Origin of the sequence: Psychrobacter nivimaris (assembly GCF_009812035.1) — a bacterium.
Lineage (GTDB): Bacteria > Pseudomonadota > Gammaproteobacteria > Pseudomonadales > Moraxellaceae > Psychrobacter > Psychrobacter nivimaris.
Window position 1 is genome coordinate 55,526 of record NZ_VZIZ01000007.1, and the last position, 16,369, is coordinate 71,894.

Annotated in this window: 23 protein-coding genes; all 23 read right to left on the minus strand. The window is 45.2% G+C overall.

Annotation, left to right across the window (positions count from 1 at the left end; translation table 11 throughout):
• Positions 1-37: 37 nt before the first annotated feature.
• The 23 genes from FQV37_RS02770 to FQV37_RS02875 all read right to left on the minus strand — a co-directional run bounded on the left by FQV37_RS02770 (position 38) and on the right by FQV37_RS02875 (position 16,364).
• A complete protein-coding gene (locus tag FQV37_RS02770) occupies positions 38-355 on the minus strand; it encodes a hypothetical protein (protein WP_160021191.1) in 318 nt (105 codons plus the stop codon).
• Positions 356-416: 61 nt separating this feature from the next.
• Positions 417-1,019 (minus strand): hypothetical protein, encoded by a 603-nt coding sequence (locus FQV37_RS02775; RefSeq protein WP_160021192.1) that lies wholly within the window; start codon positions 1,017-1,019, stop codon positions 417-419.
• A gap of 54 nt (positions 1,020-1,073) precedes the next feature.
• Complete coding sequence (locus FQV37_RS14285) at positions 1,074-1,208, minus strand: hypothetical protein (protein WP_277342675.1); 135 nt, start codon at positions 1,206-1,208, stop codon at positions 1,074-1,076.
• Positions 1,209-1,210: 2 nt separating this feature from the next.
• The gene (locus tag FQV37_RS02780) at positions 1,211-1,684 is read right to left on the minus strand and encodes a hypothetical protein (RefSeq protein WP_160021193.1); all 474 of its coding nucleotides are present in this window, start codon (positions 1,682-1,684) and stop codon (positions 1,211-1,213) included.
• Position 1,685: 1 nt separating this feature from the next.
• Positions 1,686-1,919 (minus strand): hypothetical protein, encoded by a 234-nt coding sequence (locus tag FQV37_RS02785; protein WP_160021194.1) that lies wholly within the window; start codon positions 1,917-1,919, stop codon positions 1,686-1,688.
• On the minus strand, positions 1,919-4,369 hold the full coding sequence (locus tag FQV37_RS02790) for a hypothetical protein (protein ID WP_160021195.1): 2,451 nt from the start codon (positions 4,367-4,369) through the stop codon (positions 1,919-1,921). The genes FQV37_RS02785 and FQV37_RS02790 overlap by 1 nt, the downstream gene beginning before the upstream one ends.
• A gap of 9 nt (positions 4,370-4,378) precedes the next feature.
• Positions 4,379-4,702 carry a hypothetical protein gene (locus tag FQV37_RS02795; protein WP_160021196.1) on the minus strand — a complete coding sequence of 108 codons (324 nt, stop codon included), beginning with the start codon at positions 4,700-4,702 and terminating at the stop codon, positions 4,379-4,381.
• Position 4,703: 1 nt separating this feature from the next.
• Entirely contained in the window at positions 4,704-5,588 is an 885-nt protein-coding gene (locus FQV37_RS02800; protein ID WP_160021197.1) for a hypothetical protein, read from the minus strand.
• Positions 5,589-5,721: 133 nt separating this feature from the next.
• Positions 5,722-5,946 (minus strand): hypothetical protein, encoded by a 225-nt coding sequence (locus FQV37_RS02805; RefSeq protein ID WP_160021198.1) that lies wholly within the window; start codon positions 5,944-5,946, stop codon positions 5,722-5,724.
• Between the two features lies 1 nt (position 5,947).
• The gene (locus FQV37_RS02810; RefSeq protein ID WP_160021199.1) at positions 5,948-6,292 is read right to left on the minus strand and encodes a hypothetical protein; all 345 of its coding nucleotides are present in this window, start codon (positions 6,290-6,292) and stop codon (positions 5,948-5,950) included.
• Positions 6,292-9,912: a hypothetical protein gene (locus FQV37_RS02815; protein WP_160021200.1), complete on the minus strand. Its 3,621-nt coding sequence runs from the start codon at positions 9,910-9,912 to the stop codon at positions 6,292-6,294. Before FQV37_RS02815 ends, FQV37_RS02810 begins: the two co-directional genes overlap by 1 nt.
• A 72-nt stretch (positions 9,913-9,984) precedes the next feature.
• Complete coding sequence (locus tag FQV37_RS02820; protein WP_160021201.1) at positions 9,985-10,242, minus strand: hypothetical protein; 258 nt, start codon at positions 10,240-10,242, stop codon at positions 9,985-9,987.
• Positions 10,235-10,507: a hypothetical protein gene (locus tag FQV37_RS02825; protein ID WP_160021202.1), complete on the minus strand. Its 273-nt coding sequence runs from the start codon at positions 10,505-10,507 to the stop codon at positions 10,235-10,237. The genes FQV37_RS02820 and FQV37_RS02825 overlap by 8 nt, the downstream gene beginning before the upstream one ends.
• 39 nt (positions 10,508-10,546) lie before the next feature.
• A complete protein-coding gene (locus FQV37_RS02830; protein WP_160021203.1) occupies positions 10,547-10,978 on the minus strand; it encodes a hypothetical protein in 432 nt (143 codons plus the stop codon).
• A gap of 92 nt (positions 10,979-11,070) precedes the next feature.
• Positions 11,071-11,820 (minus strand): phage tail tube protein, encoded by a 750-nt coding sequence (locus FQV37_RS02835; RefSeq protein WP_160021204.1) that lies wholly within the window; start codon positions 11,818-11,820, stop codon positions 11,071-11,073.
• A gap of 10 nt (positions 11,821-11,830) precedes the next feature.
• On the minus strand, positions 11,831-12,253 hold the full coding sequence (locus FQV37_RS02840) for a phage tail terminator protein (RefSeq protein WP_160021205.1): 423 nt from the start codon (positions 12,251-12,253) through the stop codon (positions 11,831-11,833).
• The gene (locus FQV37_RS02845) at positions 12,250-12,687 is read right to left on the minus strand and encodes a phage virion morphogenesis protein (protein ID WP_160021206.1); all 438 of its coding nucleotides are present in this window, start codon (positions 12,685-12,687) and stop codon (positions 12,250-12,252) included. Before FQV37_RS02845 ends, FQV37_RS02840 begins: the two co-directional genes overlap by 4 nt.
• A 2-nt stretch (positions 12,688-12,689) precedes the next feature.
• Entirely contained in the window at positions 12,690-13,127 is a 438-nt protein-coding gene (locus FQV37_RS02850; protein WP_160021207.1) for a gp436 family protein, read from the minus strand.
• 2 nt (positions 13,128-13,129) lie between these two features.
• Positions 13,130-13,411: a hypothetical protein gene (locus tag FQV37_RS02855; RefSeq protein WP_160021208.1), complete on the minus strand. Its 282-nt coding sequence runs from the start codon at positions 13,409-13,411 to the stop codon at positions 13,130-13,132.
• Positions 13,412-13,466: 55 nt separating this feature from the next.
• Positions 13,467-14,561 carry a major capsid protein gene (locus FQV37_RS02860; protein ID WP_160021209.1) on the minus strand — a complete coding sequence of 365 codons (1,095 nt, stop codon included), beginning with the start codon at positions 14,559-14,561 and terminating at the stop codon, positions 13,467-13,469.
• A 12-nt stretch (positions 14,562-14,573) separates the two neighbouring features.
• Positions 14,574-14,954, minus strand: a complete 381-nt coding sequence (locus tag FQV37_RS02865) for a hypothetical protein (protein WP_160021210.1) — start codon at positions 14,952-14,954, stop codon at positions 14,574-14,576.
• Positions 14,954-16,159, minus strand: a complete 1,206-nt coding sequence (locus tag FQV37_RS02870; protein WP_160021211.1) for a S49 family peptidase — start codon at positions 16,157-16,159, stop codon at positions 14,954-14,956. Before FQV37_RS02870 ends, FQV37_RS02865 begins: the two co-directional genes overlap by 1 nt.
• Positions 16,137-16,364 carry a hypothetical protein gene (locus FQV37_RS02875; RefSeq protein ID WP_160021212.1) on the minus strand — a complete coding sequence of 76 codons (228 nt, stop codon included), beginning with the start codon at positions 16,362-16,364 and terminating at the stop codon, positions 16,137-16,139. The genes FQV37_RS02870 and FQV37_RS02875 overlap by 23 nt, the downstream gene beginning before the upstream one ends.
• Positions 16,365-16,369: the final 5 nt, after the last annotated feature.

Here is a 16,369-nt window from a genome sequence, read left to right on the forward strand (position 1 = left end):
CACTAATTAAAGTGAGCTTGTTGATTTATTCGTTTTATTATTTAAAGGCGCTTGCCCTATCAGGCTTTGGCAGCTTGCCATCTTTAATATGACGTTCGCTAATGTGGTAGCGGTTTAAACTATCGCAGTCGATAAAGACGACTGGTGTTTTACCTGCCTTGCTTTTATTCTCTGACAGTCCAGCATAGTGAGGCGCTTCGTTGGGCGCTTTTCTGCCAACCAAATGCACTGCTTTATCTAGCAATTGATTAATGCGCTCAAAACCATCATCGCCCCATACTTCATGAGCTTTCGGCCATTCTTTTAGCGTCATGTAATTTATATCAGGTGATATTTTTTCTACCTCAGTTTTCATGACCTGTTCCTTTTAATTTATAATAAAAACCCACCGATTAAATGGCGGGTGTTTAACGTAGTTACAAACTATCTATATTTAGTTTCATTCTATCTGCCTCGTAACCTCTGAGGTTAAATTCAGACTCAACATTGTCACTAAGACCAATAATAGGCAGTGTTATTACTGCTGAATTGGATTTTGTAAATTTATCAAATAAATCTTTACCTACTTCTGCGCTAACGGGCACCAAAACCTCATCAAGAGTGCTGTACTGCATCAAATAACTTTGCCTGTTACTATTAAATTTTATAGGTATCTGGCACGTTGGCACACAAGCCACTGCTGATCCCGCAAATATCTTTATCGATTCCGATACAGTGCCAGGTAATAGTCGTTGTCTTTCAGCAATAATAAATGGCCTTGCATTTAATCCACTAACTTCAGGATCAGGATATGTGTTTATCGCATTATTTTCCGCTTTCGCATTGAACACCTCACCCGCGCTATTATCAACTGACGAATAACGCCATTCCCCATCTTCTTTAGAACCACCAGAGCCTATAGTGCCGCCTGCGCCAATAGTACCGCCACCACCATTGCTTACTTGCGGTGGCAAGCTGTCATATCCACCACCGCAGCCACTAAGTATCGCCACCAAACCTAATGCAAACAGTCTTTTCATAACCAATCACCAAAATTATATTTACTCAATTTTAGTTGATTAAGCATTGTTACGCTAGCTTTTCATAAACTCTTTCCAGCCTTTCGCATCTGCTTGTGATACTCGCATTGCAATAGCCATATCTTTAATGCTTTGCTGCTTATCTTTAGCCATTGCTTTAGACAGTTCCCACCACTCGCCAAACGCCATATCTAAGACATCGTGCTCTCTGAGTCCGATTTTGTAGAATGGTAGTAAGCTGTCGAACCAAGTAAGGCTAACTGTGCCCCCAGACTTTTTAGGGGCATGAAAATCTGACGCATAAAAAAATCGCCACTATGGGCGACGACCTCCTGCATCACTTGCAGCATTTCAAGCGGCTCAAGCTCTCGGTAAAAGGTAGGCGTTTGGTCTGTTAGTACCGATGCCAGTATGACCGTCTCGTCTGTATAGCTGCCAATCAGCGCCAGTAATTCACTCTCAGGCAAGCCTTTATTTGCTTTTACAATACGCTCAAACTCAGCGACAAAAGGCGTAAATGCTCGTGTCACTTCGTTTAGGTTTTTAACCTTGACGCGCTTAACACCAACATCCTTTTTTTGCTTCTCTAATTTTTTCGTATCTCCGTTCCAAACGCTATACGTCAGCTCAAAGCTGTAATCAATATCATCTTTTTTATCTGTCATACTAAACCTCTATTTCTGTAAAAGGCAGGTCAGGCGCATCACTGACTATCTGCCCTTCTCTGATAAAAACCTTTGATTGCAGCTCGTAAGCCGCGCTTGATTGCACAATCGTATTACCGCCACCTTGCATAGTGACGGTATAGTTTGAGCTGTTACGGTCAATGACAGTGGCCAATTGCTTGGCTCCCTGCTCAGTGACGCCTTTAAATAACTGCCATAGATTGCCGCTAGCCATTAGACAGACTCCTTATCAAAATGACGCTCAACATCAATAGACTGGTCAATCTCTAATGCTCGATTGCTTGATAGACGACCTGTGATGGTTGTCCCCCTGACCATGCCAACCCACGACTCACCATCATTGACACCGATTAAGGTTGATGGTTTTAACACACCAAAATCGCTATGCAGTGGCATTGAGATACCGATGTTACCGATATCGCCTATGTCACTCAGTATCATCTTGCCTCGGCTAATAGCGGCTGCTGTGTCAGTCATCAAATCACTTGTTACCATTGGCGGCTGATAGCCACCGCTAGTGCCTGTACGCTTAATCAGGGCGTGTATGCCATTGTCATTGTCACCGTACAGCGTGACACCATTGTAAGTAGGCTTGTTGACACGCCCACGGCTGCGACTGGTGATAAGCGACATTGGCAAGGTTAACAACGGTGTTTGATCGCTCCACTCCCAAGATGGGACCGGATAATTAGCAAGCACATGGATAATATCCTCACTCATGTGAGCATTGATAAAACCACCTGCGGCTTCGGCTATCCACTGCAATGAGTTGATAGGCGTCTTGTTTGAGTAGCTGTAGCTGTTGGCTGGAATATTCCAACCGTTGATACCTGCGAGCTGCCAATCAAGCGTAAAGCCTGACGGTACGCCAAAGCGGTTTAATTCATCTTCGGCTATTTGTCTTGCGCTCATAGCTGTATCGTATTTAAAGCCGCGCTGGGCTGAATACGGACTCGCTAACAACATCGCTCGTGATTTACCCTTGATTGTTAGCGAGCTTTCACCAAATGACGCGCTATCATCGCAACCATCTAAGATAAATCGCCATAGATTGCCGTTACACGTAAACTCAACACCTATCTGCTGCTCATGTGCGGTATCGACTTTAGATAGCTCTGACAACGGTACGGTGGCGCTAAACGTCCAGCAATAGCTGTTGCTATCAATGCCCACGCTAAAGCCTAGCAGCTTAATCTCACGCCCATCATCTGAGCGCGTTAATGACACACTGTTTGTCACAAATATAACTCCTTTGCCGTAAAGATCGTCTTTCTCGCTAGCTAACAACTCAAGATAAGCAATAGCGTTAAGTGTTGCTTGACTACTGATAGCTATGCCAGGCGACCGACCGAACACTTTAGGCTGGCACATAACCACGTCAGGCGATGGATTGACGCCTAGCGTTGGTTTGTTGCAAGGTCTGTTGGGTAGCGCATTAGCCACTTCGGCAGGTAGTTGCAAAACACCACGCGGCATGGTCAGCGGTATTGCTAACTGACTAGATGCGCCCCTGTCAGCGATACGCCTGTGCATCGGTAACGCAAGCTCGTCATTGTAAGCATAGACACTAACATCACCAGTGCCACAATCAACTATAATTTCTTGCTTTTTGAGTATGACGGTCTGTGATAGTGGCGGCGGTACATAGCGTAGCTTTGAATACGGCAGTCGTGCTGTCTCAATGAGCGCATCACATCTAAGTGCAGTAAAGCGGTTGTACTCGCTAGACGTATCGAGATTATCTGTTACCAGCTCGGCATATTCAGCGCCCAACGTGCGCTCGATTTGACGCTTGAGCATCGCCTCAAAACTGTACCAGTTGCTGTGACTGATGCGCTTTGCTGTCTCGGTTTTTAGCGTAGATTTATCAGCGATAAACCGCTGCGACTCATATAGCTGCTGACTATCGGTGCCGACTAATTTTGACGACTCAAACAATGGCGTTGTATCAGTATCGAGGCGTTTATTTGCTTCAAATTGCGCTTGATTGTCAGCGCCTATGAGTTTTGATTGCTGCCAGTCTGCTGTTGTACTGCTGACTAGCTGCTCGTTATCCTCAAACTGCCCGCTTTTGTCAACGCCTTGTAGCTTAGCGTTTTGCATATCACTAGATACGTCAGCGACCATCCCTCTAAATACGTTTGCATCATAATCGACCGATGCGCTTGCGGTAGCGCTTAGATCGCAATGAGCAACGACCGAGACACTGACCTCTACCGCATCTGATGTTATAGATGCTGACGCGGCAGGCGCTATCTCTGCTACTGCTGCGATAGCGACCGATACATCATCATTGACTGGCGGCGTAACAGGTGGTACATAACCACCTGTGGTCGTGCCAAGTTTGCGCGTAAGTCCTAACGGTAGCGCATTGCTAGGCGACTGATTGCTGATGCGCTCAGATAGCGGCAAGGGTAGCGCGCTTGATGTAACGTACAGCACTGGCGCAAGCGTGCCAAGCGGCTGACTCAGCGCAAGATATAAGGCGCTCGCACTAGGCTGCTCGCTAATCTTACGCTCTAATCGTAGCGGTAGCGCATCAGCATAGGCATACGTGTAGCGCGATAAATCTCCTAATTTACGATCAAGCGGTAACTCAAGCGCATTAGATAAGCGATTAGCGCTAATGACACGCTCAAGCCGTAATTGTAATGAGCTTGCCATATACCCGCCTTAGTTAGTTTGCCATGATGTCCATAATGCCTGTTGCTCAGCGACAGTTAAATCGTCAGCAGGTTTGACGTAGTCCCACGCAAACGGCTCAAACTCTTTTTTGTAGTCGCGTGCCATTACTAGGTACTCACTATCATGATTAAGACCCGCAAAAATATAATGACCGTTTGGTAGCGATGTTGCTACCCTTGCAATTTCCATTGTTTGAGCATCTAACAACCAAACCCTTCGACTTGCAGGCTTGCCTAGCGCTGTAACGATGCCGTCCTTCGCCCCTGCAATATATGCTGTGCCGGATAGAACCGTATTAATGCCTAAATACATTTTAGTAGCTCCAAAAATCAGCGCTAACATACATATTCATATCTGTGTATGCACCTGTGCCAACTACAATTGCGTTTGTTACAAAACCATCTGTCTCTATTAATTTTGTTGTGTAATTAGGGTCTTTGGCACCGCAAGACGGTATTGCCAAACCGGGCAGTATAGATATATCCTTATTTGCGATAAAAAATACTGGCGAGGAATACTCATGGTTTGTTAGTACGGTATCTCCGTCAAAAAGTGAGCTAAAAGATATTGTATCAACAACTAAAGACTGACCTCTCATAGCTTTCCCATAAACATATCCAGCCTTATCTTTGTAAAGACGTGACGATCTATTGCCTAAAATATCCGAAAAATCACTCGAAGTACCGCCTGTGTGTTGTATCGCTACGGATCGGAAGGCTTGTGGACCAGGTTTGCTATCCCCCACATAAAAGTACGCCCCTTTTTTATCAAGACCTCCATTTACTGATTGTTCGCAGCTAAAAAACATACCGCGTGGTGTAGCTATTAATATCCATTTATTTGATACCGAAGCCTTAGCGTAAGCAAACGGGCGGCTACCCTCTAACTTCAAATCACCCGTATTTGCGTCAGTCATATTAAGATAGACCTGCGCCGCCATCTCTCTACCAGTGTCTGCCGACAATCGCAGATAAAAATCAGTGTGTGGGCCAACCTCTGGGCGTAGCACCTTAACCCCCGCAGTGGTATCCTCAAACGGCATTGTCCAACCCGCACCCTCTTTTGTGCCGTAGCCTGTGACCAGGCACGCCTTAAAGATAGTCGCCATGCAATTAGGAGTCTCATCAAGCGCTGGCGCATCAGCATCATCCCAGCGGTAAACTTTAACTGGCACGCGCTCTGGTGTTAATAAACTCATCTCTCTCTCCTAAGCTTTAATTTCGGTAGTATCACCATACAAGCACATCGTATAACCATCAGTGCCTGTCGGTGGATTTGGATTTGGTTGCACAGCACACAGCACCAAGATTGGTAGTAGAGTGCCCCACGTATTAAACCTGAACAACAAACTCATACGGCCCATGCGTTATCGGCTCACAACCATCAGCGACATAGGTAATACCAACTATCATGTTTGTGTCGTACTTATATAACCAGTTACCCGCGTTATTAGGTATCGACTTACCTAAACACTTGCCATCTTTCCATCGAAAAATCAGCACATAGTCAATCGGCAAGCCGTCATAGCGTTTTGCCCTGCCTGTGATTGTTGCCATATCAGATACCCATTGTTAGCGCTGTCAGCGTGACATAGCCGCCTTGATACACTTGCGACTTATCAAGCGTGACCTCTGTTGCTACATCAAGCTCAGCGATTAGCGTACCATCTGCCGCCAGCACTTTTGCCGATGTCAGCACGCCTGATGCTATCGCCAGCACTTTAGGCGGTACTCTAAAAGTCATCACCGCATTAGCTATTGATTGCTGCACTGGATTTGTTAGCGCAATCTCAGCGGCAAGCGTTGCGCCCACATAGATTGATAAGACAGAGTTTGTGCCGACATTTAGCTTGTCGGCAATCCCTTGTAAGGCTGCGTTTTTCGCATCAATACTTAACTGCATTACTCACCTCGCTCGCGGTCAATGTTGGCATGATAGCCGATTGTAAAATCATAGTTATCTTTACTACTGCCCTGATGTTGTTGAATAGCGTTACCTATCCAAACTGGGTATTTAGCGGCGGCGGTATTGATACGCACTACGTTATTAGCTGACCAACCTGTGCCCCATGCTGCTGACGGTATAGTAAAGTACGGATAACCTGTCATTGGGTTAATTGGCGCTGTCAGTGTAGTCGTTGAGCCTGCACCTATTTGACCAACTGTTTGACCGATAATGTTAAACGAGGTGGCATTCGTAAACACTAGCGCCCAGCGTTCTTCAATTGCATCACGATTAGTCACCACAATCGGATTATTAACAATCTGCAATTGTGCCGTTGCCGCATCACCAATCAGCGTATTACTAAATATACTTGTCCATGACTTTTGACTAAACACGTTAAACGCTCGCGCTTGCATATCGCCTGCAAGTAACATCGAGCTAAAAACCGCTGCCGTGCTGTAGTCATGAGTAATAGGCGTTGATAGCGTCACACGACCTGATATATCAGTCTCAATAACCAACGCAATATCCATAATGCGATATTTAGCAGTCAGCGGCGCAGTATAAAACGACATATCAAACATGCCGTTTAGCGTCAAAGCGCCAGCATCTAAATCAACATCGAGATAGTCTGTGTCAACCTTTAAACCATTGGCATCAACCACGCTCACGTCAGACAAACGCTCAAAGCCTAAATCAAACGTATCGTTTGGCGCATTGGTTGGTAGCTGCATTGTTTTAAGCTCAGTGATAGCTATCGAGTCACCTTTACGGACAAACGGCACACGACCATCAGTCGGCAAGCGCACTGGATCAAGTCCGATAAGCTCTTTATCAAGCGGCAAGTAACTGTAAGCAATCGCGTTATAACGTATTGAGTCAGGCTTAACGTAAACAGGGCGATTGATATACTGCGTGTTATCGCCAGATGACAACGTATAGATGTTATTTGCGTCATACCACGGCTCATTAACCACACTAGGATTGGCAGTTACACCTAGTCGCTCGTAAAAATACAGCGCCACCACACCAGCTTTAAAATCAACAGTACCGTGTGCAAAACTATGACCAGTGATATTGCCCTGTTCATCTGTTGATAGCGATATAGGCGTACCATCTGCAAGCTCGGCACTGATCTGCAAAGACGCTTCTTTAAGTGGTGCTACTGGCGTTCTAAAAATCAAGTTAGCAAGCGGTACGGGGTCATTTTCACGCAACATTGACTTGAGGTTCACTATGTTGGCTTGCCCTGCTTGCCATGTATCAACCGATACGGCGCCAAAGCGATAATCGATATTACCTACCACTAAGTCACCACTTTTCACTTTACTGTTGCTATCTCTTAGACTAATGCCTAGCGCATCCAAAAATAACGAACCATTAACCACTGCGTCAGTCGTATCTTGAGGTAGTCCGATATGTAGTGTTGTTGCTGTACCTGTTGATGTCGCAGCCTCAGTTGTGGGTGCCGTCACTGCACTAGCATTTATCAGCACATCAGACTCTTGCATATTTTTAGTGACTACTGTGCTTTTAAAGACTGGTGAAACACCTGGTCTAGTAATAACTTCAACACCGCTTGATTGTCTCGATACATTGATGAGCAAATCCACACGGCCTGAAGACTTATTGACCGTTCCACTGACCAAAGCTGCCTTCCAAACATTAGAATCGGACGAAGCATTTTTGACCGATATCCAATCCTCAATATTACTTTGGGTAAATATAGCGTTACCTTGCTGATAGGTTTCGGTCGTATAAAAAGGGCGTAGTACATCCTTAATAACAACAGTTGAGCTTGACTCGGGTATTGATAACACCACTTTCAACTCACTACCAAGATATAAAACTACTTCGGCGCTCGTAAATGATGCTTCAAAATCCAAAACACCGCCATAATTACCTGATCCATTGGACGCAGTATAAGATAGGTTGGTTTCTATTTTATTAGCGTTCAATATGCGCTGATAAGACAAGGCAAATTCAGTGCCTTTTTCTACTGTCTCATTTGGCGCAATATTTAATTTTCCATCGATAAAGGTGCCTGTTGCATCACCAGTGACAACGCCATTGCTGACTGTCGCTGTCTTTCCTGTCGCCCATGTGACAGTGATATTGCCACTCACTTTATCTGCCACGCTAATAACGTGATAAGCAGCAGGTAACGCTTGATTGCCATACTTAACGGTCTCTAAATCGACGCCAAAGCTATAAATGATATAGCTAGCAGCATCAGGTATAGCAGCAGTTGTGAGCAATACTGTCTTACCTTGCACTGTACCGCGACCATTACCATCATCATCAACTAAGTTGCCGCGCCCATCGTCATGTACGAGATAGTTATCACCGCCTACTGTGTAAGTAATTTTTAGGCTATTAGGCAAAGGCTCAGCACCAAGCTCACGCACATAGTTATAGCCTGCGTTATCATCGACAACTTGATAATCAGTCTGTGCTACACGAGTAAACTCGCTTGCAGGTTTATAGCTGCCGGTTACTGTAGTCTGTCCAAGATTAAGCGAGCTATACCAAGTAATTTGACCGGTGCCGTATATGATAGATGCGTAAGCTGTACCGTTTGTGCCAACCAACTCACCGTCGCGGTCTGTTAGCGTAATTGCACCAACTATCACGTTCAAGGTGCCGACAGCGATACCGCTTGGTAAATTAAAAGCGGTATTAGTTGTGACATTAACCGATTGATTAATATTAATCACACCATCGCCACGCGCTTGAGTCGCTACTTGGTTGGCTGGATCACGCTGTAAAATAGGCGTCTCAACTTGCGTGCTTGGTACAACCTGCGTGTAAATAGAGTTAAGGCGTACTTGGCGCGATTGCATAGCCACGACTGGCTCAGCTAAACGTGATGCGCTGTAATACTTAGCAGCATCAGCAATACGAGCTTCACGTAAGATAGCGCGTCTAGTAGTCGATGTGTTCTGATAAAACTCTTGCACTGTTAAGCCGTTGAATGATTTGTTTAACGTGTCACCAAATTCAATCGTTGCGACTGTGCGTGTTACTGTCTCACTAGCCGACTTTTGAAAGCGACGCTCTACCGTGTCAACTTTAAGCGGTCTGAGATACTGATAATACTCATCAGACTGCCCCTCGTTTTGTACGAGCACAAGTGGTTGACCGACTGCCGGCACAGGGTCTTTTGCATCAAGTGAGATTTGGATAACTCGCTGACCTGCAAGCTGCGTCTCAAGCAAGTGCCCTGCCCATTTAGTACCAAACGCTAAATAACTTTCAATCTTGTTCTGAGCATCTGAGCGACGATCTGCAAAGCTCGTTGCTTTAAAGGCAAATACGCTGATATTAGGATTATCAGGTAGCTCAGTAAATAGCATACGAGTCGCCTGCAATAGCTCAGCATTAGCTGTCTTTACTGCGAGTGAGACTTTACGCAGACGCACACGGCCAAGTAAGCGGTCAATATCCGACACATCGGGAAATAAGTTGTTAGATACGCCATCAATGACAGCAACACCCGTTGGCAATCCACCACCATCAGGCGTGTCAGCCATAATCTCAGACTTTAAGATTTCTAAATCGTTTTGAGTAATCGCCATGTCGTCATCCGTCAAATTTTAGGCATAAAAAAACCCACTACGAGAGTGGGCTGTGGTTTTGCTAATTAGGGTTTATTCTTTAAGTTGCGCTTGTATCGCACTCTCAAACCCTGTTGTTATCCGATCCCTAATACTTAAGTTAGGTTTTCGAGCTGACAGCTTAGCATCAACAGCATCTTTCAGCTCTTGCCACCTATCTAGCGGTATGGTTATGTACTGACAGCCATACTCAGTATCAGATAGAGTTATATGCTCATCATCGATAGAGGTTGTAATGCTTTGAGTACAATTACTATCTTCACTTGGGGTTTTTATGACAAATTCACTCATAACCTTCACCATTTCTATCAATGTATGTAGGGGCGTTTTCATCACAAGTGTACATCATTAATTGGTATCCATTTACTTCATGGCCTTGTGATTCAGCCTCTTTTATGGCTGATTCTTTATCGTCAAAATACATTACTTTGTTCATGTCTGGGTTGATGCTGCTTTTGCCGTTCGAGTGCTTAGCAAATAAAATACTGTCGTTCTCAGTTAGTATTTTTAAGTTTCCGTCAACCTCGTACCCTAGCGCATACCTCAAGTTACTCATGGCTATAACTCCTTGTAAATTGTAGCCAATTATACCATTTTACACGCTCGGTATCTCTAAAAACCGAAGCGTTACGTTGTAATAGTCGTTCAGCTCTGGACTGGTCGTGTTCTTTACTGGCTTAGCCTCAATCGCTTCGCCTGTCGTGTCAAACATTACCTTCACGCGCTTTACGGCCTCATCTGCTAGATAATCCAGCCAAAAGGTCGCGCCTAACTTATCACGCTCAGATTTGAGCGCATTAACCGTTTCTCTAGTCAGTACACCATGACTATCGGGTGCTTGCATCGTGTAAGGTCTACCAGCTTTACGCTCTGATTGCTCAACGATCATCGTGCCATCTAGCGCGTACTTGGTATTTGATACGATAGCTGACCAGTCGTGCTCACCTTCTGGGTAAAGACTGTCTGATAAGACGATAACCGCGCCTGTGGTTGTATTCGTCAGCTTGGTTTGTGTATTAGTACGCATAATTAATCCTTTTTTATTTGAGTAAGCCATCGACACGCAATGACTTAGTTAAATAAAAATAGGTCTATGTGAAATCACATAGACCTATGTAGTTACAGCTTCACGATACGGTACGAGGCTTCACGATCATCAGAGGCATCGTATAAACAATTACCCTCAAGCGTCAGCTCACTAAAACTCTCGTTAAGCACATCAAGTGTATCTACGGGATTTGGCTTAAATTTGTAGACCTCAATCAACTGCTTATCTTTTTGACCGACTTTGTTCAGACCCTCAACGCGCACTTCATAGTGGTCAACTTTACTGGTCATCGGCTTGACAACAGTTACTTCGCCGTAGTCATAACTCACGTTTAAAGGCTGCACAAAACCATCTGTTAGCATTTCGATACGACCGTAATCAGCATCAACCTTATAATCAACGCCCTCAGCTAATGGCTGCGCTGTGCCAGTAGTGCTATCTTCGATGACCACGTTTGATACTTTTTGATGCTTTAAAAAAGCGATTGAGCCGACGTTACTAGCGGTATGGGCTTCGTCTGCCACGGCAGCTGATGCTACCGTCTCAACAACCGCTTGTAACGCTGCCGTTAACGCATCAATACGACGCTCTTTAATGTTAAAACTCATTGATGTGGTGGTCGTACCATCGCTAGTATCCCACAGCTCATCTTTGCCAGTGTGACGCTCGTATAGGTCTTCACCGCCGTCTACACTGTGAGATAAAGCAGCGGTGTCAGAAACGCCTACCCAAAAGCTTTCGCCTCTTGTACCGCCCGTAACAGGCGTTAGGTAAACTTTACCGCGCCCCTCAAAAGCGTATGATTGATTTTGGTTTTCCATTTATTGCCCCCTAAGGCTGAAATTTGGTTTGAAAAGTAAACGGTATTAGCGCAATAGTCGAAAAGTATTTAATACGTCCTGACGTGCTGGTTCGCTCCAACGGATCGTGATAGTCATCCAACTGATAACCCTGCATATAGTTAATAACTTGACTAATAAGCTCACCTGATGACTGCATGAGTGCTTTAAAGTCAGTTTGTGAAGCTTGGTTACTGACTGCCACTACTACCGTCCATTGCTGTATGTCTTGACTATCTATCGACCCATTAGCTACTGGACTATTGGCGGTATTGACTACATACAAGGCAGGCGTCGTGTTCTTGTTGATTTGATTGATTGTTGCAGCCACACCAACATGCTTAACACCCCACTCGTCAGCCTTAGCCTCTAAGTGCTCGATTAGGCCAAGACCTACTGCAAAATAATTACTCATAAGTCCACGTCCATAATTCGATTGATGATGTTAAGCACGCTAGCGCGGTCGTTGTCATTCATGCCTAAGTACGGTCTAGCAGGTATATCACCCCACAAGTGAGGGAATAGCGCCTTTTTGCCGCCGTAGTGCATCATGCGAGCGTAAACCACGTTTGTGCCCCACTTGACGCCATCAGGTAGCGCTATATAAGTGAGTGACGCCATCAATCGACCAGTATCGCGCAGTGTTTTACCGTTGTCTGCAATAGCTCTTTGTGATGGCAACCAAGGTTGACGCTGTAGATCGTGCTGATTAGCAAAACGCTCTTCAGTCTGATGGACCATTTCAGCACCAGCCAAACGACTAAACTTTTGCATTTTTTTACTGTCAAAATACAAGTCGCCTAGCCGTCTGATTATCTCGTCACCACCTGATAACTCTGCATCAAACATAGTCACCTCACATTAGGCATCTTTGCAAAAACATCGTCACCAAATATTTGACCAGGATAGCTACTACCGATTGGTACCGCAGGCTTAACATAAGTCTTTTGCTGCTCATCGGCCGTCAATGGCTCAGCAAATGTGACATTAGCCTTACCAGCACCAACATCTTGCAGCCATTTAAGCGCTTCCTTATATCGTGACTCAACCTCATCGGTTGGCTCGTTCATATAGAGCAAGTAGCGAGCAATATCAGCACACACCAGTTTTAAATGCTCAGTCTTATTCAATGGCGTTTGATAGCGTATTGATAAGTAACTGTTCATCTTCTCTGATGCGTCATTTAGCGCGTTAGTGACTGCAAGCAAGCCGTCGTTATGCATCGACTCAAGCTCAGCTATAGCAAGCTCACCAAAGCGGCTTATTAAATCGTCATGAGTCGCGTACATAATCAGTCCTTTGGAAAGCGTGCGATTAGCTCAGCTTTGGTATCTGAGTCGTTGTAGTCGATTTCTTCTTCATCAAGCAAAGCTGTTAGCTCGGCTTTGGTGAGTTTGTCTAAATCAACCACTTCACCACCTTCGCCAGTATCAACATCTTCGCCTTCAACGGCTTCAGCTTCTACGATGACGCCTTGTTCAAGTAAGAATTTGGCACGCTTTTCGGTCAAGCCTTCAACCACTTCACCAGTCTTAAAACGGCCTACCGATTGTTTTGCAATATACTTAGACATAATTTGCTCCAAAAAAAACCCTGCGATTAGACAGGGTTATTAAAGTTAGTTGGTATTAAAGAGTGATAAAACCAGTACCGCCACACGCACCATTTTTATTGATTGGTACAGGTAGAGGGCTTGAGTCAGCGATGAATTTATCAACTGAAGGATCATCACTAAATACATGGTACGGCATCAGCTCCATTGCTAATTTAGCAGGGTTCTTGCGATGCTTAATCATGCAGAAGTACAGTTTGTTAGCACGCTCAGAGATTAACCAAAAACCATCTTCTGGAATCATCAAGTCGCTCGTACCATCTTCGGCATCAAAATCAGCGTCATACGTCCAGAACTCAATACCGTCAAGTGTGCCACGCAAGGTTGCTTTAGTCTCGCCGCCAAAACTGCCATCAAACACACGAGTTGCTGTACTGTCTTTTGATGCTGTGAACTTGTCATTGAAGGTTTCGTTGTCGGCCATCGCATCAAAAACGCGGCTAGACATCAACGCGTCAACTGGGCGACGCTTACCATGCTTAACCAAATCCTTAACCATGCCGCGAATATCTTCATACGGCGTAGCACCTGTTTGGTCCCATGCAATAAGCGGACTAAACGTCAAATCACTGTGGCGACCATAATCAACCGTTACACCTGCATTATCATCACCTTCTACAACAACCTTGCCATACAGCAAAGCATCACGGCACATAATAGCGATACGAGCAGCTAGTGACTCACGGATGGTCCAGTACGATACAGCAGCAGCCATTTCCCATTCATCTTGCATGGTAGGCGGTACACCTGCGGCATTGGTAGCAATCACACGCATGCTCTGCAATAGCTTGAGCATTTTTGCTTTAATTTTGCTACTAGGCTCTACAACACATGCTGGTTTAAAGTAAGGCGCTGGAATTTGGCGAACATTCAATACGACCTTATCTTTGATCACGCGGCCTTGAGCTGTTGGCACCACAGCAGGTGCTAGCGGAATATAGGTTTTGATATCACCTACTGGTACATGGTCTTCGTTGTTTAAGTATTCTTCATCGCTAAAGTAGCGGTCACGTAAAAAAGTATCGACCGGCTTGCTTAAATCATAAACCGCGCCAAGTTCTTCAAAAGATGCTGTTTCAATTTCAACGCCTTCAATATTAAAAGTAGCCATAAATATTTATCCTTATTTAACTACGCTAAGCGTGATTTTAGTTGAGCGATTAGCGTATGCACGTGCCGCTAGTTTCTGAGTCGCATCGAGTGCTGTGCCGTTCAGCTTGACCTGATCCACATCAAACTTACCCGCAACATATACAGGCATTTCAATACCTGCAGCTGCTTTAGCTGTTGCCTGCTCAGCAGTTACGTCAGCAAGACAGATGACATGCCAATCAGTTTGCGCGCCTGTTTCAGTATTACTGTGAGTCGCTACATTGGTGCCAGCAGCAATTACTAGCAAATCACCGCGTTTGTACGCTGTAGCAGTGGTAGGCACTACGCTATCAGTGATAGGTGCGACATCGACCGTTAACGGCTGCTCAGTTGTATAGTTGAAATCAACCATTATTTAGCTCCTTGTGCTTTAGCTGCTTCAACAGCTGCTAGAATTTTACTTTCGCCACCTTCACGGCCATTGGTTGCTTGCGCTTTATCCAAACCATCTGGTAGCTCAGGCGCTTTTACTTCAACAGGTTTAGCCATAAACTCAGCTACAGCAAACTGTGCGTCGTCCATTGCTTTAAACGCAGTTACTTGCTCGTCTGTAAACTCACGACCAGTATCGGCGGCTAGCTTATCGATAGCAGCTTGGCGTGTTGATGCTTGCGACTCTGCCAATGCGTTTTGCGCTACAAGCGCAGCAGCTTTTGCGTCAGCAGCTTCTTGTACAGCTTTGGCCTCGGATGCCTCTAGCTCTTTAATTTTGGCTTGCGCCTCTTGTAAATCCATTGATTCCCCCTCGGTTTTTGGATTTGTATTGCTCTGATTGGTGCTGCTTGACACTGCTACGCTATCGGCAATTGCATCAATTAGACCTAATTCTTTGGCTTTAACGGCGGTGAATACGTCACCTTCCCAGCCTTTGATTGTTTTGGCATCAACATTACGCTGTGCTGCTACATGGTTAAAAAAGATACTTGCTGACTCATCGACGCCTTCTTGTAGGCGCTGCTTTTCATCGTCTGTCAGTGGCATGAATGAGTTGAATGCTGCCTTCCACTTGCCTGATCGGAACAATGAAACCTTTTCACCGTAACGCTCAAGCCATCCGCTTTCCTCAGTGTGGACCACATAAACACCGATGCTGCCAATGCCTGATTGCTTAGACGCTGTAACCTTGCTTGTGCTAGCACCTAACCAGTAAGCGGCTGAATACATATCACCACTAACAAACGTTTCAATCGGCTTTGCAGACTGGTAGATGGTCTCAGTGATACCGTCAAGGCCTGCGACATAACCACCGCCACTATCAATGTCTAAGACGATGCTAGTCACTGTGTAATCGTCATTGGCTTGCTGTATGTAGTCAGCTAAGTTTGCATAGCCTGTGACACCCCATGAGCGATAATCACTTGAGGTTTCAGGCACCAGCAGACCGCGCACATCAATAGTCGCTACGCCATTCTCAACCGTGTAAGCTGCTTCGCTATCATCATCGTCATAGCGTGATAGCGCCTTGAAGTCGATAGACGCAAGTTGATGCTCAAGCCCTGTGCAGCTCATGAGCGCATGACTGTCAATGTCGCGCTTAATCTTTGCTTGTAAGTTCATGTTTTTTGCCTTTAATTTCGTTATGTAGCGCACCCATGTAGGCCATGACCTCACCTTGGTCGTCAACCTCTCCAACCTTTTTAATGATATTCCCCGCCATCACGATAGATATATCAAAACCGCCGTTGACGTTCGGTGTAGCATCGATGAATAGTAAGTTATCGACATTTACAAGACGCCCAGCTATGACTGCTAAATTATTCATATCAT